Origin of the sequence: Herbaspirillum sp. RTI4 (assembly GCF_034313965.1) — a bacterium.
In the GTDB taxonomy this organism is placed as follows: domain Bacteria; phylum Pseudomonadota; class Gammaproteobacteria; order Burkholderiales; family Burkholderiaceae_D; genus Herbaspirillum.
The window spans coordinates 3,235,362-3,258,681 of sequence record NZ_JAVIWQ010000002.1 but is presented as its reverse complement, the minus strand read 5'-3'; the positions used below and the strand labels follow the sequence as shown (position 1 = coordinate 3,258,681).

18 protein-coding genes are annotated in these 23,320 nt (G+C 54.6%); 13 read left to right on the top strand and 5 right to left on the bottom strand.

From position 1 onward, the window contains the following. Nucleotides 1-3: 3 nt before the first annotated feature. From cobU to RGU70_RS14480, 11 genes are all read left to right on the top strand, one after another. Nucleotides 4-576 (top strand): bifunctional adenosylcobinamide kinase/adenosylcobinamide-phosphate guanylyltransferase, encoded by a 573-nt coding sequence (gene cobU / locus RGU70_RS14530; protein ID WP_322210110.1) that lies wholly within the window; start codon nt 4-6, stop codon nt 574-576. Then, nucleotides 570-1,508, top strand: coding sequence for an adenosylcobinamide-phosphate synthase CbiB (gene cbiB, locus RGU70_RS14525; protein ID WP_322210109.1), 939 nt, complete (start codon nt 570-572; stop codon nt 1,506-1,508). Before cobU ends, cbiB begins: the two co-directional genes overlap by 7 nt. 48 nt (nt 1,509-1,556) lie before the next feature. Continuing rightward, nucleotides 1,557-2,540, top strand: a complete 984-nt coding sequence (gene cobD, locus RGU70_RS14520) for a threonine-phosphate decarboxylase CobD (protein WP_322210108.1) — start codon at nt 1,557-1,559, stop codon at nt 2,538-2,540. Continuing rightward, the gene (locus RGU70_RS14515; protein ID WP_322210107.1) at nt 2,537-3,979 is read left to right on the top strand and encodes a cobyric acid synthase; all 1,443 of its coding nucleotides are present in this window, start codon (nt 2,537-2,539) and stop codon (nt 3,977-3,979) included. Before cobD ends, RGU70_RS14515 begins: the two co-directional genes overlap by 4 nt. A 514-nt stretch (nt 3,980-4,493) precedes the next feature. Beyond that, nucleotides 4,494-5,528, top strand: a complete 1,035-nt coding sequence (locus tag RGU70_RS14510) for an HD-GYP domain-containing protein (protein WP_322210106.1) — start codon at nt 4,494-4,496, stop codon at nt 5,526-5,528. Between the two features lie 224 nt (nt 5,529-5,752). Further along, nucleotides 5,753-7,156 (top strand): CheR family methyltransferase, encoded by a 1,404-nt coding sequence (locus tag RGU70_RS14505; protein WP_322210811.1) that lies wholly within the window; start codon nt 5,753-5,755, stop codon nt 7,154-7,156. Continuing rightward, nucleotides 7,157-8,173: a chemotaxis protein CheW gene (locus RGU70_RS14500; RefSeq protein ID WP_322210105.1), complete on the top strand. Its 1,017-nt coding sequence runs from the start codon at nt 7,157-7,159 to the stop codon at nt 8,171-8,173. An 84-nt stretch (nt 8,174-8,257) separates the two neighbouring features. Continuing rightward, on the top strand, nt 8,258-9,715 hold the full coding sequence (locus RGU70_RS14495) for a methyl-accepting chemotaxis protein (RefSeq protein ID WP_322210104.1): 1,458 nt from the start codon (nt 8,258-8,260) through the stop codon (nt 9,713-9,715). Between the two features lie 128 nt (nt 9,716-9,843). Next, the gene (locus RGU70_RS14490; protein ID WP_322210103.1) at nt 9,844-12,126 is read left to right on the top strand and encodes a hybrid sensor histidine kinase/response regulator; all 2,283 of its coding nucleotides are present in this window, start codon (nt 9,844-9,846) and stop codon (nt 12,124-12,126) included. Between the two features lies 1 nt (nt 12,127). Next, nucleotides 12,128-13,174 (top strand): chemotaxis-specific protein-glutamate methyltransferase CheB, encoded by a 1,047-nt coding sequence (gene cheB, locus RGU70_RS14485; protein WP_322210102.1) that lies wholly within the window; start codon nt 12,128-12,130, stop codon nt 13,172-13,174. Between the two features lie 64 nt (nt 13,175-13,238). Further along, on the top strand, nt 13,239-15,983 hold the full coding sequence (locus RGU70_RS14480) for a response regulator (RefSeq protein ID WP_322210101.1): 2,745 nt from the start codon (nt 13,239-13,241) through the stop codon (nt 15,981-15,983). Between the two features lie 188 nt (nt 15,984-16,171). Here the strand turns inward: RGU70_RS14480 and panC are convergent, their stop codons facing one another. The 4 genes from panC to metG all read right to left on the bottom strand — a co-directional run bounded on the left by panC (nt 16,172) and on the right by metG (nt 20,372). Then, complete coding sequence (gene panC, locus RGU70_RS14475; RefSeq protein ID WP_322210100.1) at nt 16,172-17,011, bottom strand: pantoate--beta-alanine ligase; 840 nt, start codon at nt 17,009-17,011, stop codon at nt 16,172-16,174. A gap of 68 nt (nt 17,012-17,079) precedes the next feature. After that, the gene (locus RGU70_RS14470) at nt 17,080-17,943 is read right to left on the bottom strand and encodes a ScpA family protein (RefSeq protein WP_322210099.1); all 864 of its coding nucleotides are present in this window, start codon (nt 17,941-17,943) and stop codon (nt 17,080-17,082) included. A gap of 4 nt (nt 17,944-17,947) precedes the next feature. Further along, the gene (locus tag RGU70_RS14465) at nt 17,948-18,154 is read right to left on the bottom strand and encodes a DUF3460 family protein (RefSeq protein WP_322210098.1); all 207 of its coding nucleotides are present in this window, start codon (nt 18,152-18,154) and stop codon (nt 17,948-17,950) included. Between the two features lie 85 nt (nt 18,155-18,239). Then, a complete protein-coding gene (metG, locus tag RGU70_RS14460) occupies nt 18,240-20,372 on the bottom strand; it encodes a methionine--tRNA ligase (protein WP_322210097.1) in 2,133 nt (710 codons plus the stop codon). A gap of 177 nt (nt 20,373-20,549) precedes the next feature. Between metG and apbC the strand changes: the two genes are divergently transcribed. Beyond that, on the top strand, nt 20,550-21,638 hold the full coding sequence (apbC, locus tag RGU70_RS14455) for an iron-sulfur cluster carrier protein ApbC (RefSeq protein WP_322210096.1): 1,089 nt from the start codon (nt 20,550-20,552) through the stop codon (nt 21,636-21,638). Between the two features lie 121 nt (nt 21,639-21,759). Here apbC and RGU70_RS14450 read toward each other — a convergent pair whose 3' ends face one another. Then, nucleotides 21,760-21,900, bottom strand: a complete 141-nt coding sequence (locus tag RGU70_RS14450) for a hypothetical protein (RefSeq protein ID WP_322210095.1) — start codon at nt 21,898-21,900, stop codon at nt 21,760-21,762. On the opposite strand from RGU70_RS14450, the gene gltX reads away from it, so the two are divergent. Beyond that, entirely contained in the window at nt 21,899-23,314 is a 1,416-nt protein-coding gene (gene gltX / locus RGU70_RS14445) for a glutamate--tRNA ligase (protein WP_322210094.1), read from the top strand. The genes RGU70_RS14450 and gltX overlap by 2 nt on opposite strands. The last annotated feature ends 6 nt before the right edge of the window (nt 23,315-23,320 follow it).

The window sequence follows — 23,320 nt, the reverse complement described above, 5'->3', positions numbered from 1 at the left end:
CGAATGAATCAGATTCCCCTCATCCGCACGTTGGTGTTCGGCGGCAACCGCAGCGGCAAGAGCGCGCATGCCGAACAGTTGGCTGCCGTCACTGGCCGCGAAGTGATTTATCTCGCTACAGCGCAAGCCGGAGACAGCGAAATGCAGACGCGCATCGAACAGCATCGCGCCCGTCGTCCGGCTGTGTGGCGTACGGTGGAATCGCCGCTGGCATTGGGTGCGGCCATCACGGAATGGAGCGCGCCGCAGCGTGTGCTGCTGATCGATTGCCTGACTGTATGGCTATCCAATTTATTGTTTTCCGAAATCCGCGATTATCCCGAGATTGGCGCGATTGAGCCGCCAGCGGCGTTTGCAGAACAACGCGCGGCTTTTTTGCACGCGCTGGCATCAGCCAAAGGCGAGGTGATTCTGGTATCCGGCGAAGTCGGTATGGGGATCGTGCCGCAAGGGGCGCTGTCGCGCTGGTTTGTCGATGAAGCGGGCCGACTTAATCAGGACGTGGCGGCGATTTGCGAACGGGCGGTGTTTGTCGCTGCCGGTCTGCCGCTGCTCATGAAGGGTGCAGCATGTTGAGTGGTCTGAGTTTGTCGCTGCTGGCGTGGCTGGCGCTGGGCGGCGTGCTGCTCGACGCCTTGCTCGGCGAGACGCGCCGCTGGCACCCCTTGGTCGGATTCGGTCGTTGCGCCAATCTGCTGGAAAATCGTCTGAACCAGCAAGGCAGGCCGCTGATACGGGTGCTGCGCGGTATGTTTGCATGGATGCTGGCAGTGCTTCCACCGGTGGCTGTCACGACATGGCTGTGTGCGACTTTGCCAACGTGGCTGTCGTGGAGTTTGCAGGCCTTGCTGTTGTATGTATGTCTGGGTCTGCGCAGCTTGCGCGATCATACGCAACCTATCTTTGCCGCTCTGCAAGCCGGAGATATGGACGAGGCGCGACGACTGACGGCACGTATCGTCAGTCGCGACACGGCTGCTGCCGATGCCGCCGACCTCAGCAAAGCCGCAGTGGAATCGCTGCTGGAAAACGGTAACGACGCCGTGTTCGGCACGCTGTTCTGGTTTGTTGTGGCGGGTGCGCCGGGGGCGGTGTTGTTCCGTTTGGTGAATACCTTGGATGCAATGTGGGGTTATCGCAATGCACGTTACGACCTGTTCGGACGCGTCGCCGCACGCATCGACGATGTACTGAACTGGATTCCTGCACGGCTGACGGCCTTGTCCTATGCCGTACTGGGCCAGACGCGGCTGGCGCTGCACTGCTGGCGCACGCAAGCCCCGGCATGGCCTAGTCCTAACGCCGGGCCGGTCATGGCCTCCGGCGCGGGTGCGCTGGGTCTGGCTCTGGGCGGCAGCGCGGTGTACGACGGCGAAGCGGAAGTGCGTCCGCCGCTGGGCAGTGGACCTGTAGCGTGCGCAGCGGATATCGTCCGCGCCTGGACGCTGGTGGCGCGCACTACCGCGTTGTGGCTGGCGGCGTTAGCCATGCTTGGCTGGATCATTTAAAAAGCAACTTGAAAAGTAATTGGAATAACGAATTGGATGGGATTGTGAATGCTTGAACATGGCGGCAATTTATTAGCGGCGGTGGCCTATTACGGCCAGCCGCGCAGCGCATGGCTGGATTTGTCTACCGGTATTAACCCGCATGCTTACCCGGCACCGGCACTGGAACCGGATGCCTGGCATAGGCTGCCGGAAAACGATCCGGCGCTGGTGCTTGCCGCCATGCGCTATTACGGCGCACCGCATTTGTTACCGGTGGCTGGCACGCAGGCCGCGATTCAGGCTTTGCCGCGTCTGCGACCGCAGGGACTGGTCAGCGTAGCGGCACCGGCCTATGCCGAACACGGCCATTGCTGGGCTGCAGCGGGCCATACCTTGTGCCGCGTGGCGTATGCCGATCTGGGCGCGGCGATTGCGGATAGCGATGTGGTGGTGGTGTGCAACCCGAATAATCCGACCGGCGAAACCGTCGCCCCCGCGCAGTTGCTGGACTGGGCGCAGCAACTTGCGATGCGCGGCGGCTGGCTGATTGTCGATGAAGCTTTCGGCGACATGACGCCGGAAATCAGCGTGGCGCAGCATATCGGGCAGCCGGGGCTGATCGTATTGCGCTCGGTCGGTAAATTTTTCGGGCTGGCTGGTTTGCGCTTGGGCTTTGTCGGTGCGCATGAAGACATACTGACGGCCTTGTCCGAACTGCTGGGGCCGTGGACGGTCAGCGGGCCGGCGCAAAGCATAGGCTGCGCGGCCCTGGCCGATGCCGATTGGCAGCAGACCATGCGCGCGCAATTGCTGGCAGCTGGACAGCGTTTGCAAGACTTGCTGGCACAGTATGCGATTGCCTCCAGCGGCACTGCGCTGTTCCAGTGGTGGCCGGAGCCGCGGGCAGTCGCGTTTCAATCACACATGGCGCGACAGGCGATCTGGGTGCGACGCTTCGGCGATACCGGCGTACGTCTGGGCTTGCCGCCCCATGAGAACGCCTGGCAGCGTTTGCACCACGCGCTGGCGACATGGCAGGAGGCCGCATGAGTTTTCCTTACCCAACATTGATGGTGCAGGGCACGACTTCGGATGCCGGCAAGACTACGCTGGTAGCGGCGTTGTGTCGCTTGCTGGCGCGGCAGGGCGTGTCCGTGGTGCCGTTCAAACCGCAAAACATGGCGCTCAATAGCGCAGTGACGGTGGACGGTGGAGAAATCGGGCGCGGTCAGGCCTTGCAGGCATTGGCCGCCGGTGTGCCGCCGCACAGCGACATGAATCCGATTTTGCTCAAACCTTCCAGCGATACCGGAGCGCAAGTCATCGTGCATGGCAAGGTGCGGGCCGACATGCATGCACGCGATTATCACCACTATAAAAAAGAGGCAATGGTGGCGGTGCTGGCTTCTTATCACCGCTTGCAACAGCAGTACCAGACCATTGTGGTGGAGGGCGCAGGCAGTCCTGCTGAAATCAATTTGCGTCAGCACGATATCGCCAACATGGGTTTTGCCGAGGCCGTGGATTGCCCGGTGATTCTGGTGGCCGATATTGATCGCGGCGGCGTGTTCGCGCATATCGTCGGCACGCTGGATTGCCTGTCAGAAAGCGAACAGGCGCGGATTATCGGCTTCGTCATCAATCGTTTTCGCGGCGATATCGGCTTGCTGCAATCGGGGCTGGACTGGCTGGAGCAGCGTACCGGGAAACCGGTGCTGGCGGTGCTGCCGTATTTGCAAGGACTGGTACTCGATGCGGAAGATACGGTGCAGGGAGGGCAGTCTGGACATGGGGCGTTCCGCATCGTCGTGCCGCAATTGCCGCGCATCAGCAATCACACCGATTTCGACGCTCTGCGTGCGCATCCGCAAATCGATCTGCGTTTTGTTGCCGCCGGGCAGACGGTGCCAGCCGCCGATCTGATTATCTTGCCGGGCAGTAAAAATACACGCGCTGATCTGGCCTGGCTCAAGAAGCATGGCTGGGATGCCGCTTTACTAAAGCATTTGCGTTATGGCGGGAAAGTGATGGGGATCTGCGGCGGGTTTCAAATGCTGGGAAATCGCGTTGCCGATCCGCATGGCGTGGAAGGCCCGGCGGGCGATAGCGCCGGTTTCGGCTTGCTCGATATCGACACCGAAATGACGCAGACCAAGCGGCTGGCGCAAGTCAGCGGTCCCTGCGCTTTTGCCGAGGCTGAAATTAGCGGCTACGAAATTCACATGGGGACTTCGCACGGAGCGGCTATGGCAAGGCCATTGATGCATATTGATGGTCGTTCTGAGGGAGCGCGTTCGGCTGACGATCAAGTGATGGGGACGTATCTGCACGGCGTATTCGATACCCCGGCTGCTTTGCAAACTCTGCTGGTATGGGCGGGACTGGAAACGGCCGCACCGCTCGATCTGGCGGCCTTGCGTGAACGGAGTCTGGATCAGATTGCCGATGCAGTGCAGCCTTTGCTGGCGGCACTGGTGGCATTGAAGTGATTTATAACTAAATCGGATTGGTGAGTCCTGATTCAAGGATTCGCCACTCCTATCGCTGCGCGCCGCCATCTTATGGCGGTTTTTTTTGCCGTATTTTAGCGAGCACGGTTGCGTTCCTTGCGTTGATCTGACGAAACGCATCACACTTTTTCAGGAATTTATTATTGGTGTCTCGCACCTTTAGCTGGCGCTACGTCATTTAATATTATTCGTAAAATATTGCTATGCAGATACCAATTAAAATTAATTTAATTTTTATAAATATTATCAATAAAAAATATTTCTTTATTATAAATATTTCTAAAATGAATTTAATAGTTGTTTATTTTTTTTAAATATTATTTTATTGAAATTTTGTTTTTAGCGGATATAATTGGTTCGAACAAGTTAATAAAAGATAATAATATATTGTCTCAAATGTAATTATTTAAACAGCCTATCCGAGTTTATATCTGCTCTGTGAGAAACGGAACATCGCCGCTCCATTTATGCTATAACCGTAAAAGAGGTTGTCATGCTTGAAAAGCAGAGCGTCCTGGTTGTTGATGATACGGAAATCAATCTTGAGTTAATGCGGTATGTGCTCGAGCCTTTTTACGATGTCCGTATTGCTATTGATGGAGCGATGGCGCTGCAGGAGGCAAGAACCAATCCTCCCGATATCATCTTGCTCGACATCATGATGCCCGGCATGGACGGTTATGAGGTCTGCGTCGAACTCAAAAAAGATTTTCGGTTGGCAAAAATCCCTATTATTTTCGTGACTGCCATGAACGATGTGGCAGACGAAAAAAAAGGCTTCGATGTCGGTGGTGTGGATTACATCACCAAACCCATCAGTCCTGCCGTAGTGCTGGCGCGGATCAGTACCCATCTAGCTCTGTATGACCAGAAGCGCGAACTCGAAGTGCAAGTACGTCAACGCACAATTGAGCTGGAGCAAACCCAAAAACTGATCATCCTCCGACTGGCGTGCGCCTCCGAATATAAAGACGAATATACCGGCAACCATATTCTCAGGATGAGTCACTATTCTCGTCTGATTGCCCTGGCCTACGGTGTCGATGATATTTCTGCCGACATGTTATTGACCGTCGCGCCCATGCATGACGTAGGAAAAATTGGCATCCCCGACCGCATTCTGCAAAAGAATGGAAAGTTGGATGCAGATGAATGGGCCATCATGCGTAAGCATCCTGAAATCGGTGCCGATATTTTAGGCGACGCCGTCAACCCTCTGCTCGCGCTTGCCAGCGTCGTTGCCCTGACCCACCATGAGAAATGGGACGGTAGCGGTTATCCAAAACAACTCAAAGACGAAGAAATTCCGCTATCGGGTCGCATCGTGGCGATTTCCGATGTATTTGACGCACTCACCAGCAAGCGGCCCTATAAAGAAGGCTGGGCGGTAGACGCGGCAATCGTAGAAATAAAAAAAGGAGCCGGCACTCATTTCGATCCGAGCTTGATTGATGCGCTGGAACGGGCACTTCCTGAGATTCTCAAAATAAAAGAAATGTATTCGGACGATAAAGCCGCTCTTCCCTAAGAACCGCTGATTAAGCTACTGCGCGGTGCAATCTTAGGGCTGCAAGGATTCACAATGCTCATCGTACTCAAGTACGGTTGCGCTTCTTCACTGCAGCTTACAAGTTTCGCCATACCTTTTCAGATGTACCTGATTTCATTGCTCGATAACTAGGTCAGAGGTTAAGCGTGAATGATTGGTTCAGTCAGCTTGTCCGGTTAATTGAGAGGCGCACAGGGTTGATTGTGCGTGCCGAAGCGCGTACCGGCCTGGCTAAAGAAATTGAGGAGATGAGCCGGGTGAAACTAGGGATGGATACCGACACCTTTCTGACTGGTTTGCAGCAGGGAAATACTGGGTCAACACCGGTGTGGAATGAATTGATGGCCTTGTTGACGGTGGGCGAGTCGTATTTTTTCCGTGACAAGGGGCAATGCGATTTACTCCGGGACCATATTCTTCCAACGCTGATCAGTCAAAATAAATCCATGCGCAAATTACGCATCTGGAGCGCTGCTTGCGCCTCAGGCGAGGAAGCGTATTCCATCGCTATTTTGCTCAGTCAATTGCTGTCTTTGTTGGACCCGAACCAGAAATGGGACATCTGCATCATGGCAACCGATGTCAATCAAAGCATTCTGAATCGGGCCAGAACCGGCATTTACAGCGACTGGTCATTCCGGCAGGTTGATCCGGGTTTGCAGAGCCGCTATTTCACCCGGCAAGCGGAAGGCTGGAAAATTAACCAGGACATACAGGACATGGTGACGTTTGCGTATGGCAACCTGGTGGAGGATGAATTTCCCAATCTCTACTCCGGGCTCTACTCCTTCGATTTCATCATTTGCCGCAACGTATTCATTTATTTTTTGCCGAAGACAATCAATCTGATCGCCAAAAAAATGGCCGCTTGTTTAACCGAGCATGGCTATCTCATGACCGGACACAGCGAGTTCGGCATGTTTCACAATCATGATTTGAAAGTCGAATGGATAGATCAACTGATCATTTATCGGAAAGAGGTGGCAGCGAACACGCAACCGGACGCCAGACCAGTGACAGCCCCGGTAGTCGGCAACAGAAGACATCCCAAATTATCATCTACCCCTGTTGTTGATTCAGTCGCTATTTCTTCTTTTACCCCCTCTTCAACGCTTGTTTCGCCGCCACAACAGGCGCAAAAAAAAATAGCGCAGGCGTCCCCGCATCCGTCCCCGCATCCTTCATCAGAACCGATTGCAGATTTCACCTTGCTGCTTAAGCATGCGAAAAAGCACGCCGGGCAAGGCAATTACGATCTTGCCGTTGCCGATTGTCACAAAGCCATTGCGCTCAACCATGATTCTCCTCTGCCTTATTTTGTGTTGTCCCAGATTGCCGAAATTTTGGGCAAGCGTCAGGAGAGTAAAGAGCTGTTGAATAAAGCCTTGTATATCGATCATGAATTTCTGGCCGGCCATATTGAACTGTTCAATATTTACAAGCAGGAGTCGGATAAAAAGAAGGCCGAGAAAATGCTGGATGCCGCGCTACAGATCGCCAGAAACATGCCGGAAAAAACCAGCATTGAATTTTACGATGGGCATAGCGTCAGCGAGTTGCTGAAGGTGCTGGATCAATACAAAGCTAAATTATCCAACGGGGGTTGAATGGAAGCATCCAGAAATCTTTATTTTGTATTCAGTATGCGCAACTCCCTGTATGCGATTGATTCGGTCTTCGTCAATATGACCTTCAGTCTGCCTGCTATCGAGCATATTGAAAGCGCGCCTGCGTATGTGGCCGGAGTCATTAATTTGCGCGGCAGCATCATGCCGGTGCTGGACCTGAGTCTGTTGCTTGGCGGGAGAGGGCAGGAGCGCCATCTCAGCGATGCCGTACTGGTCATCCAGGAGGGGCATGAGATGGTGGGCATGATCGTCAATGAGGTGCTTGATGTCATCCACATTGAGGCAGCGCAAATTGATTTGCCGCCCAAGTGGGAGGACACGCAGCATCGGCAATCCTCGCTGATAGTGGGAATGGCGCGGGTGGACGAGCAGATCATCAGCATTCTCGATCACCGCTTGCTCATTGCGCACAGGGACGACCTGATTGTGGAGGAAGGTCTTTCGGGCAATGTGGTTCAGGCAGCGGAGCCCTTGAGTTCTGCGGATCACGATATTTTGCAAAAACGGGCAGCGGAATTAATTCGCAAAACCGAAGCGGATGCCGGAAAAGAAATCCAGCAATTTGCCGTCGTGCTGCTCGGGCATGAGTATTTCGGCATGGATATCCGCTATGTGAATGAATTCACCAAAATAAAAAATATCATTCCTCTGCCCAATTGTCCTTCCCATGTGTTGGGCAACATGAACCTGCGCGGCAATATTCTGACCGTCATTGATATCCGCACGGTACTAGGAATGCCCGTGGATAACTTTAATCTTAGTGCCAAGATTGTGGTCGGTTCAACGGACAACATTTTAGTCGGCGTGGCAGTGGACGATATCGACGATATCGTGCAGGTCGATCCAACCGAAGTGGTTCCTTTGCCTACTTCTGCGCATCAGGATGTGTTGCGCTATTTCGTCGGCACGATTCACTACAACGACAAGGCAATGACGATACTCAATCTGCCTGAAATATTAAGAAGCAAAGAACTGATCGTGAGTGAGCGCAGCTAATTTTATATTTTTTCCCTTTTCTCTTTTGCCAGAGATTGAATTGCCTTCATCCTTTTAATAGTCGTCAAAAAAACGGGGTTCGTCATGAAATTCAATGAGATGAAAATGTCGGTCCGCATCACTTTAGGCTTCTCCCTCATGCTGGTGCTGATGTTGATGTTAGGCACTTTTAGCCTGATTAATATGACTGCGCTGAAAGACAACCTGGTCCATCTTAGCGATGACAGGGTGCCCCGCATAGTGTTTGCCAGCGAATGGGAAGTGAGCGTACTGCAAAGCGCGCGCCACATGCGTAACACGCTCATCCTCACTGAGCCGGATTTGATTGCGCTAGAGGTGAAAGGGCTGGAAAAGGAAATTATTCATCGCAAAGAAATCATGGCAGATCTGGACAAGGAGCTCGATCAGCCCGGTCAGGACAGGGAACTGTTCAAGAAAATTGTCGATGCGCGTGCGGTATATCTTGTGCCGGAAACGAGCTTCATCGGGCTGATCACGACGAAAGATTTCGTCAAAGCGAAGAAGGTTCTGCTGGAGGAAGCCCGTCCGATGCAAATCAAATACATCGATGCGATTGAAGCATTTTTCGAATTTCAAAAATCGGAAATTACACGGAGCGCAAAGGAAGCGCTGGACACCTACAACTCTGTCCGTACTCTGATCATCGAGATGACCCTCGGCTCCATTATTATTGGGCTGTTGGCCGCCTTCCTGCTCATGCGCAGCATCACCAGTAGCATCAGTTTGGGCGTGAGCGCTTCCGACGAAATTGCCGCGAAAATTCTTCAACATGAACGCACTGCCAGCCAGCAAGCGGCCATGACGAATGAAATGACCACGACGCTGGAGGAGCTTTCGGTCTCGTCGCGACAATCGACGGAACAGTCGACCAGCGCCGCCGACATGGCGAAAAGCGCCAGTAGCCTGACCAAAGACGGTAATGATGCGATCCGTCAGGTGGTGGAGGCGATGAATGGTCTGAAGCTGAAGATAGGCGCGATTGCCGATCAGATTTTGTCGCTGTCCGAGCAGACCGGACAAATCGGCACGATTACCGAACTGCTCAAGGACCTCTCCAACCAGATCAATATGCTGGCGCTGAACGCCGCCGTGGAAGCGGCGCGCGCGGGAGAGCATGGAAAAGGTTTTTCGGTAGTAGCGGCAGAAGTGCGCAAGCTGTCGGTGGAAAGTAAAAAATCGGCGGAGCAGGCCAAGTTGATTGTGTCGGGCATACAAAAAGCTTCCGATACTTCCATCATGCGGACCGAAGAAGGAACACGCAATATCGAAACGGTGATGGGGATTGTGGACAGGGTCAACGAGTTGTTTGAATCGATTTCCAACGTCACCAATCTGGTGTATCAAAGTTCGCAGCAAAGCGCGCTCAATGCCAGACAGCAAACATCGGCCATTGCGGAAGTGGTGGGCGCAGCCAACACCATGAATGCCGGTGCCAAGGAAACGGCGACAGGATTTATTCAGAGCAAGGCCGCCATTGAGAACCTCAACGAGACGAATAATAAATTGAGGAAAATAATGTAAAGCGTGAGCCATCGATGATGAGTCATCGATGATGATTCCACGGTGGTAAGTGGATTTGCAGGTGGATTGGCCGGGGCATTGTCCGCTACTCAAGCGCGGTATTTGCCCTGCCTGTTATGGGAGCCAGCATGATTGAAGACAGCGAACTGCGTGATCTGTTTCGCATTGAAAGCAGCGAGCATTTGCAGGCCATTGAAAGCGGCTTGCTGCACATTGAAAAAGATCCCGATAATGTGCCTTTGCTTGAAGAGCTGTTCCGTGAGTCACATAGTTTGAAGGGCGCATCGCGGATGCTGGAGCTGTACGATATCGAGCGCATTTTTCATCGCTTTGAAGATATTTTAGGCAAGGCCAGAACCAGCGGACAGCGGCTGACCAGCGCGGCCATCGATTGCATGTGCAAATCGCTGGATGCCATTCGTAAACTGGTCAACGAGGCGACACATGGCGAGCGCGCGAATGTGGATGTCGGTGCTGTGCTGGATGTGCTCAAGGCGGCAGATGCGGGCGACGCGGGTGGCATTGGGGCGGAGCGCGAATCTGCTACGGATGCGGTCTTATTTGCCGATTCCGGTAGCGAAGAAAATGTTGCGATGTCAGGCGAACGGAGGAGTTCTGATGCGGGCTCAGCGGGCCAGATCGATGAGATGTTCAATGTCAGTAAAGCCATCCTGGGCGGCAAGGCGGGGGCGGAGCAGTTTGTGATTGAAACCATCCGCGTGGAAACCCGCAAGCTCGATATGCTGATGACGCATGCAGGGGAACTGACGGTGGCCAAAGTCAGAATTGCCCGACGGTATATGGATCTGGAAGAGTTGCAGGAAAAGTGGGATCAGATCCATTTGAATTTCAAAAAAAGCACGTCTGAAAATTCTCTCTTGTCGGCCTTGCTGGAGCAATATGCCAGCCAGCTTGAGAACGTGGTCGGTGCCGCGTATGAAGATAGCGCTCGCCTTGATTTTGTGACCGGTGAGCTGGAGGACGGCATTCGTTCCGTGCGGCTGCTGCCGCTGTCGACGATTTTCAATCTATTCGGGCTGATGGTCAGGAAACTTTCACGCGAGTGTGGCAAGGAAGTGGAGCTGCATATCGAGGGCGGTGACATTACCGCCGACAAGCGCATTCTGGAGGAGATGAAAGATCCTCTCATGCATATCATTCGAAACGCCATCGATCACGGACTGGAGTTGCCGCAAGAGCGGCTGGCCAAGGGCAAGTCTGCTACCGGCCATATCCGCTTGCGCGCTTATCAGTCGTCGTCCAACGTGATGATCGATATCGAAGATGATGGGCGCGGACTGAATCTGCAAGCGATACGGCGTTCGGCCCTGAAAACGAATCTGTGGCGCGAAGAAGAGCTGGCGGCGATGGACGATGAAAAAATCATGAGTCTGATTTTCATGCCGGGATTTTCTACCAGCACTTTTGTTTCCGATGTGTCAGGGCGTGGCGTGGGCATGGATGTGGTCCATGCCAATGTCAAAAAACTGAAGGGGACGGTGAGTGTCTCGTCGGTGCCGGATACCTCCTGCATGATACGGATACAACTGCCGCTGACGCTGGCTACTTCGCGGGTGCTGATTGTGGTCGATAACGGTGTCAAGTACGCGGTGCCGGTGGAGCATGTGCAAAAGTCCTACTCCCTGCCCTGGAAAGACTTGTTCACGGTCGAAGGGCATCTGGCGACCATGTTTGAACAGAAGGCGGTGGCGGTGGCACGCCTGGGGAATTTGCTGCAATTCAAACGCAAAGATTTTGTCCGGGCGGAAAAAGATGGCGCGCAGCAGAAAGCGGAAGAGCGCTCGCCTTGCATCATCATGGAAGTCAATGAAGAGCGCTTTGGTCTGATTGTCGATGAGTTACTGGATGAGCAGGAAATCGTTTTGAAATCGCAAAGCGTTTTACTGCGGCATATCAATGATTTGTCCGGCGTCACTATTCTGGGGACGGGGGAAGTGTGCATGGTGTTGAATCCAGTCGATTTTGTCGCGGAACTGAAACGTCAGGCGACCGAATCGGCCTCTTCCGCTCACGCTGTTGTACACAAAAAACAATTGATTCTGCTGGCAGAAGATAGCCTGACCACGCGCGCGCAGATGAAGCGGATTCTGGAGTCCGGCGGTTACGAGGTGGTGATGGCGGTCGATGGAATGGACGCGTATTCCAAACTCGATACCCGGCCTTTCGATGCGATTGTCAGCGATATCAATATGCCCAACATGGATGGCCTTGAGCTGGCGCAAAAAGTCCGGTCACATAAGAAATATGCAAAATTGCCGCTGGTGCTGGTCACCATGTTATCGACCGACGAAGATAAAAAACGCGGTATGGAAGCGGGTGCCAATGCGTATATTTCTAAGGCGACCTTTGAACAGAAATTGTTGCTCGATACTTTGAAAAGACTGGTCTGATATGGACGATGAAAAAATCCGGGTACTGCTCGTCGATGATTCTCCAGTCGCCATTCGGATTTTGAGAAAAATAATTGGACAGACTTCTGACATTGAAGTCGTTGGAACAGCAAACGATGGCAATCAGGCCTTGCAAATGATTTCCAGTCTGGATCCGGCGGTGGTGTGTACCGACTTTCATATGCCCGGAATGGATGGCCTGGAGCTGGTGAAAAATATCATGGCGGATCATCCCCGTCCGGTGCTGGTGGTGAGTATTTCAGCGCAATCGGGATCGGGCAATGTCTTCAAGCTGATCGAAGCCGGTGCCTTGGATGTGCTGACCAAACCCGGGTTGGAGGATGCGGGGCTCTACAACGGCATTGCCGCTGAGTTGCTGGACAAGATACGCATCTTGTCCGGCGTGCATGTTTTTCGACGGCACACACCTGTCGTACGTTTGCCCCCGATGATTGGGTATGGGGAAGTGAAATCCCGTAACGAATATCGGATGCTGGTGATCGGCGCCTCTACTGGCGGGCCACAGGCGCTGCTGTCGATTTTGTCGGAATTGCCAGCTGACTTTCCTTTGCCCATCGTTTGTGTTCAGCATATCAGTGATGGCTTTTTGGATAACTTCATTTCCTGGCTGGGATCGCTCTGCAAACTGAGCTGTCGGGTGGCGCAAGCCGGCGAATTTCCTGTCCCTGGAAATATTTATTTTCCGCATGAAAAGGCGCATCTGGAGTTTGATTCGCATGGCAGATTTGTGATCTCAAAAGATATGCTGCATCGTGGACATTGTCCTTCCGTGAGCATGACGATGATTTCGGCAGCGACCCATTTTGGCAAACAGATGATTTCTGTCTTGCTCACCGGAATGGGGAATGACGGGGCCGATGGCATGCTGGCCGTTAGCAATGCCGGGGGCATGACCATTGCGCAGAATGCGGAAAGCTGTGTGGTGTTTGGCATGCCGAAGCAAGCGATTGAACTAGGCTCGGTCAGACATGTTTTGGCGCTGGATGACATTGCACCGTTTCTGGAACAGCTGGTCAAGCCGGGTTAGCCGGGCAGTTGTTTCATCCGTAGTTTTTGGGGAATCTCCCTTTACTTATGCCTGCGAGTACAACATGAGCGCACTCCATTCCGATTCAGATGAAATCGCAGCGTCCAGTGAAAGCATTTCGGTGCTGATTGTTGAGGACAGTAGTATTCAGGCACTCATGCTGAAACGTACGCTGGCGGTCGAAGGTTATCAGGTGTTGCTGGCAAAAAACGGCAGGGAAGGGCTGGAAATAGCGCATAGTAAAAAGCCGGACATCATCATCAGCGATATCAACATGCCCAACATGAACGGCTTTGAATTATGTTCTCAGCTCAAGCACGACGCCGGGCTGAAAGATATTCCCGTCATTTTGCTGACCTCGTTGACCGATCCTACCGACGTCATTCGCGGGCTTGAATGCCGCGCCGATAATTTTCTCACCAAACCTTATGACGCCCATGATTTGCTGCTGCGGATCAAGTACATGCTGCTCAGTTCCAACATACGCGTCGATGAGGAAGACAAAGGCGGGGTGCCGGTCTTTTTTTCCGGGGCAAAATATTACATCGACTCCGATAAGAAACATATTTTGAGTTTGCTGCTTTCCATTTACGAGACCGCGGTTCAGAACAACAATAAGTTGCTGGAGATGCAGGAAACGATTCGTCTGGCCAATGAGCGGTTAGAGCAGACGATTGCGGAACGCACCAGTGAATTGTCGGCGGAAGTGGCCAGTCACAAGGAGGCGGAACAAAAAATATTCAAACTGAATATGGAGTTGGAACAGCGCGTGGAAGAGCGTACGGCGCAATTGCAATTGAGCTACGCCGATCTGGAAAATGCGCGTGATGTGGCGGAGAAGGCAACCCAGGCAAAAAGCGAGTTTCTGGCGTCCATGAGCCATGAAATCCGCACCCCGATGAATGCCATCATCGGGCTTTCCCATCTGGCGCAAAAAACAAAACTCAATGACAAGCAGAGAGACTATGTCACCAAGATACAAGGGGCCGGTAATCACCTGTTGGGCATCATTAACGACATCCTCGATTTTTCAAAAATTGAAGCCGGCAAACTGGACATTGAGCTGATTGATTTTTCGCTGGAAAAGGTTCTCGACAATGTCGCTAATTTAATCAATGACAAAGCGGCGGCCAAAGGGCTGGAGCTGGTGTTCGATGTGGACAAGGCTCTGCCGCGCTATTTAATCGGCGACCCGACGCGTCTGGCGCAGACCTTGATCAACTATGCCAATAATGCCGTGAAGTTTACCGAGCAAGGAGAGGTCAAGGTCATCGTTCGTTTGAAAGAACATACGAACGATGATGTGTTCGTCTATTTCGCGGTGCAAGACACCGGCATCGGCCTGACACCGGAACAGATCAATAAATTATTCCAGTCGTTTCAGCAAGCCGATTCCGGCACTACACGCAAATACGGTGGTACTGGCTTAGGTCTGGTGATTGCTAAAAAGCTGGCGCAGTTGATGAATGGTGATGTTGGTGTCGAAAGCGAGCCGGGCAAGGGCAGTACCTTCTGGTTCACCGCGCATTTGGGTATTGCCAAGAATGTTGGCGCATTGCTGATGCCGCAGTCGGAGCTGCATGGGCGGAACATCCTGGTGGTGGACGATGTGGATAGTGCGCGTGAAGTGATGCAGGATTTATTGGAGGGGATGCTGTTTAAAACGCGCGCCGTCCATTCCGGCATGGCTGCGTTGCAGGCGATACAACAGGCGCACGATAAGGGCGCGCCTTACGACGTCGTTTTTCTGGATTGGCAGATGCCGGAAATGGACGGTCTGGCTGTCGCGAAAAGCATTCAGACAATGGACTTGCCGCATCTCCCTAAACTGGTGATGGTGACCTCGTATGACGGTAGTGACCTTCAGGCTCAGGCGGTGCAAATGGGCGTGGAAACCGTGCTGGTGAAACCGGTGCAGGCATCGCAACTGTTCAATGCGGTAGTGCAGGTTCTGCATACCGGCATCAAGACGCCTGAGAGAAGTGAGTCTTCTTCGGCCTATCAGGAGGAACAGATCAAGATGCTGAGCGGCGGCCGTATCTTGCTGGTGGAAGATAACGAGCTTAATCAGCAGATTGCCAGTGAAATATTAACGTCGGAAGGGCTGGTCGTTGCGATTGCAGACAACGGCGAGATTGGTGTGCGCATGGCGCAGGAGGCCAGTTATGATCTGATTCTGATGGACATGCAAATGCCTGTCATGGATGGGATTACGGCGACGCGCGAAATCAGGAAGCTTGAACATCTGCGCACCATTCCGATTCTGGCGATGACCGCCAATGCGATGCAAACCGACATGGAAAATTGCTTTGCGGCAGGGATGAATGACTTCATCAGCAAGCCTATCGATGTTGATGCGCTGTGGCGCACTTTGTTGAAATGGTACAAGCCGCCTTCAGTAGTGATTGAGGCTGCGCCGGTGAAAAAAATCGTATTGGGAGAGGATGAGCTACCTGAAAATATCGAGGGCCTGAATACGGAGAAAGGCTTGCGCTCCTGCATGGGGAAGAAGTCGCTTTACTTATCGATTCTGAAAAAATACGCAATCTCGCAGAAAACCACTGCGGCCGACATTCATGCGGCAATGGCGCAGGACGATTCAGCGACGGCGGAACGATTGGCGCATACGCTCAAGAGCACGTCCAGCTATGCCGGTGCGGATCGCATCAATGAACTGGCAGCGTCGATTGAGCACGGCTGCAAAAATAAAATAGCGAAGCAGGAAATTATGGCGCTGGCCGATTCGCTGGAGATGGCCTTGTCGCCGCTGATTCGGGAGTTGGAGGCGCAATTGGGGATTGAGACCTGATCCTTGAAATTTGAAATTTGAAATTTGAAACTTGAAACTTGAAACTTGAAACTTGAAACTTGAAACTTGAGACCTGAGACCTGAGACCTGAGACCTGAGACGCGCTGTTCCGGCTGAATCGCTGAGTCCTGTTTTTCTCAACAGGACTCAGCGCAAAGGCAGGATAGGTGCCGTATCCGTTTTACGTTTTAGACTTCCAGATTATCGATCAGGCGTGTCTTTCCCAGCTTGGCGGCGGCCAGCACCACTAGCGGTTCGCCTTGCTCCAGATCGGCGGGGGAAGGGGCTTGCAGATCGGCGCGCTTGCGCACGGCGATGTAATCGGGTTGCCAGCCTTCCGCAGCAAGCGTGCTCATCGCTTGGGCTTGCAGCGCGGCGATGTTGCGATCGCCTGCGTGCATTTGCTGCGCGACTTGCGTTAGCGTGCGAAACAAGAGCGGGGCTGCGGCCCGTTCGTCTTCGCTGAGATAACCGTTGCGCGAAGAGAGTGCCAGACCGTCATCGGCGCGATGCGTTTCGGCGGCGACGATCTGAGTCGGTACTGCAAACTGACGCGCCATGTTGCGCACAATCATCAATTGCTGGTAATCCTTTTTGCCGAACACGGCGGCGCTCGGTTGCACGCAGGAAAACAACTTCATTACGACAGTGCAAACGCCGGTGAAAAAGCCGGGGCGGAATTCGCCTTCCAGTGTATTGCCCAGGCCGTCCGGCGGCTGCACGCGGTATTCCTGCGGTTCGGGATACAAATCTTTTTCGGTCGGTGCAAACAGCACGTAGACGCCTTCTTGTTCCAGCTTGGCGACGTCGGATTCGAAGGTGCGCGGATATTTTTCAAAATCTTCGCCCGGGCCGAATTGTAGGCGGTTGACAAAGATGGAGGCGACGATAGGGTCGCCATGCTGGCGCGCCAGACGCATCAGCGTCAGGTGGCCTTCGTGCAGATTGCCCATGGTCGGGACGAACACGGTGCGCAACTGGCCGCGTAACTGAGCGCGCAATTCTTCGATAGAGGAAATGATTTTCATGGGGCCGCTAATTAAGTTGGTGCAGGGAGAGGGAGGACGGATGCGTCAGGCGGCGGTTCGTCAGTGAGTCAGTGCGGCAAATACGCCAGACGCACATAAATCGGGGCGAAGGGTTCGCCCTGGGTGATTTCGATCAGCGTTTCTTTGGCCAGTTCCAGCATGGCGATGAAATTGACGACCAGCACCGGCACGCCGCGCGAGGGGTCGAACAGGTCTGCGAATTCGACGAATTTGGCCGATTGCAGACGTCGCAAAATACCGGTCATGTGTTCGCGTACGGATAATTCTTCGCGGCTGATGTGGTGGTGTTGCGTCAGTTTGGCGCGTTTGACCACATCGGCCCAGGCTGCTTGCAGGTCGAGCGCATCGACGTCCGGCCAGCGGGTGATGGTGTCTTGTTCGATATGCACTTGCGGGCGCACGTAGTCGCGGCCGATTTGCGGCATGCGGTCGATCTCTTGTGCGGCTAGTTTGATCTGTTCGTATTCCAGCAGACGACGCACCAGTTCGGCACGCGGGTCGCCGGCTTCTTCGCCGCTGTCGCCGCCCCGGACCGGGAGCAGCATGCGCGATTTGATTTCGATCAGCATGGCGGCCATCAGCAGGTACTCGGCGGCCAGTTCCAGATTGTGTTCGCGGATTTGCTCGACGTATTCCAGATATTGCAGGGTGACCTGCGCCATCGGGATATCGAGGATATTGAAATTTTGCTTGCGGATCAGGTAGAGCAGCAGATCCAGCGGTCCCTGAAAGGCTTCCAGGAAAATTTCCAGCGCATCCGGTGGGATGTACAGGTCGTTGGGCATTTTGAACAGCGGTTCGCCGTACAGCTTGGCGAAGGCGACGCCATCGACCGTGTCCGGGGTGCTGTCCGGGCGGCCATCCAGCGTCAGTTGCGAAGCGCCTATGGGCGCATGCTCAGCGACCGTCACCGTTTTAGTGATTTTGATAGACGTAAGGCGTTTGCTTGATCAGCGCCGCTTTGGTGCGGGCCGTGTTGTCGAGGTCGATTGGTTCTTTGTCCCACAGCAGAGCGCGACCGGCGCGCTGGGCTTCTTCCAGTTGTGGGTTTTTTTCTTTCAGTTCAGCGATGAACTTGGTCGCTTCCGATTGGTAGCCTGGGATCTGTTTGGAAAAGAACATGATGTTTTCGTCGCCGTGTTGAGTTTAATTGAAGAAATGGTACGAACTAATTGTGCATTTTACTCTGAGTTGAGGGGTAAACCTCTTAGCGTACCCGCATGCCCGGCTGCGCTCCCGGACCCGGTTCCAGCACATAGATGCCGGGTTGGGCTTTTTCATCGGCAGCGGAGGCGGCCATGACCATGCCTTCGGAGATGCCGAATTTCATTTTGCGCGGGGCGAGGTTAGCCACCAGCACGGTCAGTTTGCCGATCAGATCCTGCGGCTGGTAGGCCGAGGCAATGCCGCTGAAGACGTTGCGGTGGCGGCCTTCGCCGGCGTCCAGCGTCAGGCGCAGCAGTTTGGTGGAGCCTTCCACGGCTTCGCAATTGACGATCAAGGCAATGCGTAAATCGATTTTGGCGAAATCGTCGATGGTGATTTCGGGGGCTAAGGCTTCGATGGCGCTTGAGTCTGCCGGGGTAGCTTGTTCTGCTGCGGGGGCCGCTGATGTGGCCGATGCAGCCGGTTCAGGCATGTCAAACAGCGCTTCCAGCATGGGAGGTTCGACGCGTGTCATCAGGTGCGCGTAATTCTGGATGGTGTGACCGTCCGGCAATGCGGTGGCGACGTCGTTCCAGCCCAGCGGTGCCAGATTGAGGAAACTTTCCACCTGTGCGGCGATTTGCGGCAAGACCGGCTTGAGATAGATGGTCAGGATGCGGAAGGCTTCCAGCAAGCGGCTGCAGACTTCATGCAGGGCAATGGCCTGCTCCGGTTTCTTGGCCAGTTCCCACGGCTTGTTGGCATCGACATAGGCGTTGATTTTGTCGGCCTGTTCCATGATGAGGCGTACGGCCTTGCTGTATTCGCGCTGGTTGTACAGCGCGGCGATATCGGGCGCGACGTCGCGCAGGTTTTGCAGGACGGCGTCGGCCGGGTTGTGCGGGTCGAGGCGGATTTTGCCGTTGAATTTTTTGGCGATGAAACCGGCCGAGCGACTGGCGATATTGACGTATTTGCCGATCAGATCGCTGTTGACGCGCAGCAGGAAGTCTTCGGCGTTGAAGTCGATGTCTTCGTTGCGGGCGTTGAGTTTGGTGGCGAGGTAGTAGCGCAGCCATTCCGGGTTCATGCCCAGGCTGAGGTACTTGAGCGGGTCGAGGCCGGTGCCGCGGCTTTTGCTCATTTTTTCACCGTTGTTGACGGTCAGGAAGCCGTGCACAAAGATGTTGTCGGGGGTTTTGCGGCCGCTGAAATGCAGCATTGCCGGCCAGAACAGGGTGTGGAAGGTGATGATGTCCTTGCCGATGAAGTGCACCTGTTCCAGGTTTTTGTTGGCGAGGTAGGCAGCGTAATCTTCGCCGCGCTTGTCGAGCAGATTCTTCAGCGAGGCCAGATAGCCGACCGGAGCGTCGAGCCAGACGTAGAAATATTTGCCCGGCGCATCGGGGATTTCGATGCCGAAATAGGGCGCGTCGCGGCTGATATCCCAATCTCCGAGGCCGTCACTGATGCTGCCGTCGGGATTTTTGCGCGGCGAGAACCATTCCTTGACCTTGTTGGCCACTTCCGCTTGCAGATGCGGTTGACCCTTGCTGTTGCTGCCCTGTATCCACTGCTCCAGAAACTCCACGCAGCGCGGGTCGGACAGCTTGAAGAAGAAGTGTTCGGCGCTTTTGAGGATGGGCGTAGCGCCGGTCAGGGCCGAGTAGGGAGCGATCAGGTCAGTCGGGGCGTACACCGCGCCGCAGACTTCGCAGTTGTCGCCGTACTGGTCTTTGGCGTGGCATTTGGGGCATTCGCCCTTGATGAAGCGGTCCGGCAAGAACATGCCTTTGTCGGGATCGAAGAATTGTTCTATGGTTTTGGCTTCGATCAGGCCGGCTTGTTTCAGGTCGATATAGATCTGCTGCGCCAGCAAGTGGTTTTCTGGGCCGTCGGTGGAGTGCCAGTTGTCGAAGGCGATATGGAAGCCGTCCAGATACTGTTTACGCCCGGCGGCGATGTTGGCCACGAATTGCTGCGGGGTAATGCCGGCTTTTTCGGCGGCGATCATGATCGGCGCGCCATGGGCATCGTCGGCGCCGACGAAATTGACTTCACTGCCCTGCATGCGCTGATAGCGCACCCAGATATCGGCCTGGATGTATTCCATGATGTGGCCGATATGGAACACGCCATTGGCGTAAGGGAGGGCGGTGGTGACGAATAGCTGGCGGGGAGGGGAGATGCTCATTGGCGATGCGGGCTCGGAAATAGAGGAAAGGGGCGATTTTAGCAGTCGCCGGTCCTTAGCTGGTACTTCGCCTGTACTTCGGCTGTACTTCGCCGCTACCTAGTCTGCTTCTGTGCGCTGCGCCGCATTAGTTTAGACTTGCGCCATTCCAGTCCGAACCTTCAGGAGATCCGTTCAATGAGCATTACGATAGAAGCAGTCAAGGCAGCACTTTCGGGCGTGATCGACGCCAATACCGGCAAGGATCTGATGAGCACGCGCTCGGCCAGAAACATTGCGGTCGACGGCGGTTTGGTGGCGCTGGATGTGGAATTGGGCTATCCGGCCAAGAGCCAGCTGGAGCCGATGCGGGCGGCAGTGACGGCGGCGATCCGTGCCTTGCCCGGTGTGGACGATGTGACGGTGCATGTGTATTCGAAGATCGTGGCCCATGCGGTGCAACGCGGCGTCAAGCTCAAGGCCAACGTGAAGAACATCATTGCGGTGGCGTCCGGCAAGGGCGGGGTCGGCAAATCCACTACGGCGGTCAATCTGGCGCTGGCGCTGGCAGCGGAAGGGGCGCAGGTCGGGATACTGGATGCGGATATCTACGGGCCGTCGCAGCCGATGATGATGGGCATTGCCGGCCGGCCTGAATCCAAGGACGGCAAAACCATGGAGCCGCTGGAAAACTACGGCATTCAGGTGGCCAGTATCGGTTTCATGGTTGATCCTGACGAGCCTATGGTCTGGCGCGGCCCTATCGTGACGCAAGCCTTGCAGCAATTGCTGGATCAGACTAACTGGCGCGACCTCGACTATCTGATCGTCGATATGCCGCCCGGCACCGGCGACGTGCAACTGACGCTGTCGCAAAAAGTGCCGGTCACCGGCGCGGTGATTGTGACGACGCCGCAGGATATTGCGCTGCTGGATGCGCGCAAGGGCTTGAAGATGTTTGAAAAAGTCGGCATTCCTATTCTGGGCATCGTGGAAAACATGAGCACGCACATTTGCTCGAATTGCGGCCATGCAGAGCCGATCTTCGGCGAAGGCGGCGGCGAGCGTATGTGTCACGATTTCGGCGTCGATTTCCTGGGCGCGCTGCCGCTGACGATGTCGATTCGCTTGCAGACGGATTCCGGCGTCCCGACCGTGGTGGCCGAGCCCGACGGACAGGTGGCGGAGATCTACAAGAGCATCGCGCGCCGGTTGGCAGTCAAGGTCGCGGAAACGGCGAAGGATATGAGCAGCAAGTTTCCGACGATTGTGATTCAGAACGACTAAGGGGCGAACGAGGAGGGGGCTTAACGGGGAAGGGACAAGTGCGCGCTCAGACAGGAATGTGGCTTGGTTCTCCGTACTGAGACCAGCATTTTCAAGTGCTGGAATTCTCTGTGTGATGTTTTCAAGCGCTGGAAATGTCCCGTGTTGAAGCGCCGCTTCGGCTTTTGCTGCTGTGGTTTTGCAGCGACACGGTAAAATGACTGCTTTCCTCTTTTGCTAATGACGGCTTTGGTGCGCCAAGGCCGTTTTTATTACTGCTCATGACTTCAGTTACTTCCTCCCCCGTCCGCACCCGTTTTGCCCCTAGCCCTACTGGCTATCTGCATTTGGGAGGCGCACGCACTGCCTTGTTTTCGTGGGCGTTTGCCCGTCGTTTCGGCGGCACTTTCATCTTGCGGATTGAAGATACCGATCTGGAACGCTCCACGCCGGAAGCGGTGCAAGCCATCATCGACGGCATGCAGTGGCTGGGACTGGCGCATGACGAAGGCCCGTTCTATCAGATGCGGCGCATGGATCGTTACCGCGAAGTGATTGCGCAGATGCTGGCGCAAGGCACGGCCTATTATTGTTATTCGTCGCCGCAGGAAGTCGAGGCCATGCGCGAGCGGCAACGCGCTGCGGGCGACAAGCCACGTTACGACGGCACCTGGCGGCCGGCGCAGGACAAGACACTGCCGCCGGTGCCGGCGGATCGTCAACCGGTCGTGCGCTTTTGCAATCCGCTGGACGGCGAAGTGACCTGGGATGATGTGGTCAAGGGACCAATCACGATTTCCAATCAGGAAATGGACGATCTGGTCATTGCGCGTCCTGACGGTACGCCGACTTACAACTTCTGCGTGGTGGTGGACGATTGGGACATGGGCATCACGCATGTGATTCGCGGCGATGACCATGTTAACAACACGCCGCGTCAGATCAATATCCTCAAGGCGCTGGGCGCGCCGCTGCCTTTGTACGGCCATGTGCCTATGATTCTGGGCGCGGATGGCGAAAAGCTGTCCAAGCGTCACGGTGCGGTCAGCGTGATGGATTATCCGGCGCAGGGTTATCTGCCGGAAGCCATGCTGAATTATCTGGCGCGTCTGGGCTGGAGCCACGGCGATGAGGAAGTGTTTTCGATGGAGCAGTTTTGCGGCTGGTTCGATCTCGATCATTTGTCCAAATCGGCGGCGCAATTCAATCCTGAAAAACTGAACTGGCTCAATAACCATTACATCAAGCTGGCCGACAATGTGCGCCTGGCGCAACTGGCGCAGCCGCTGATGGAGCGCGAAGGTGCGCAATTCACTCCCGGCGCGCCTGATCTGGCGGCAGTGGTCGGTTTGCTGAAAGAGCGTGCCAACACAGTCAACGATATCGCGACTGCGGCACTGATTTTTTATCGCACACCTGCGCCGGATGCCGCTCTGGTAGCGCAGCATGTGACGCCTGCCATTACGCCTGCTTTGGCCGATTTCGCGGCGCGTTGCGGGCAGGTCGAGTGGAATCGCGCAGCGCTGGCGGCGATGATCAAGGAAGTGCTGGCGCAGCACCAACTGAAAATGCCGCAACTGGCAATGCCTTTGCGCTTGTTGCTGGCAGGGCAATTGCAGACGCCGGCTATCGATGCTGTACTGGAATTATTCGGCCGCGAAAACGTGCTGGCGAGGCTGGCGGCATTCGTAAAATAAGGTTTA